Annotated in this window: 1 protein-coding gene; it reads right to left on the bottom strand. The window is 67.2% G+C overall.

The genetic code is table 11. From position 1 onward, the window contains the following. Nucleotides 1-851, bottom strand: an 851-nt coding sequence (locus A5681_RS06970) for a hydroxylase (RefSeq protein ID WP_067271223.1), incomplete at both ends; no start/stop codon positions are given.

The following is an 851-nucleotide window of genomic DNA, read 5'->3' as shown; positions in this document are numbered from 1 at the left end:
GCGAACGACACCTCCTTGCCGGCGGCGACCATGTCGTAGATGCGGTCGGCGTTGGCCAGCAGTTCCTGGCGGGCGGCGTTGATGTCGGCGGCCGCCTCGCCGATGGCGAACATGACGTAGGGGTCGTCCTTGATCGCGGTTCCGGTGGCGCCGACGCGCTCGCGCTGGTAGTCCAGGTGTGCGGCCAGGGCTCCCTCGGCGATGCCGATCGTGGCCGCGGAGATGCCCAGCGGAAACATCGTCGACCACGGCATCAGATAGAGGGGTTCGGTCATGCCGGCCTCGCGCTGGGCGGTGCCGTCCATCACCTTCGTCGCGTCCATCGTCCGGTAGGACGGGACGAACGCATCGGAGACGATGACGTCCTTGGAGCCGGTTCCGCGCAGCCCCACCACGTTCCACGAGTCCTCGACGATCTCGTAGTCCTTGCGCGGCAGGATCATGTGCAGCATCTGCGGCGGCATGATCGGAATGCCCTTGTCGTCGCCCAGCATCGCGCCCAGGATGATCCAGTCGCAATGGTCGGTGCCCGAGCTGAACTGCCAGCGGCCGTTGAAGATGTACCCGCCGTCGACCGGTTTGGCCACCCCCTGCGGTGCGTACGGGGAGGCCATCCACGTGTCGACGTCGTCGGCCCAGATTTCGGCGGCGACCTTCGGGTCCGCGTACGCCAACTGATAGGGGTGCACGCCGACGACGCCGACGATCCAGCCGGCCGCCGGGTCCAGCGCCGCGGTCGCCATCGTCGTCTCGGCGAACTCGCGGGGGTGAACCTCGAAGCCCTGATATTGCTTGGTTTGCAGCAGCCGGATCAGGCCGGCGCCCTTCATCAGCTTGACCGTGTCATCGGT

It is taken from the genome of Mycobacterium scrofulaceum, assembly GCF_001667885.1.
GTDB classification, from domain to species: domain Bacteria; phylum Actinomycetota; class Actinomycetes; order Mycobacteriales; family Mycobacteriaceae; genus Mycobacterium; species Mycobacterium scrofulaceum_C.
Note: the sequence above shows the minus strand (reverse complement) of the source record. Positions and strands in the feature narration are given on the sequence as shown.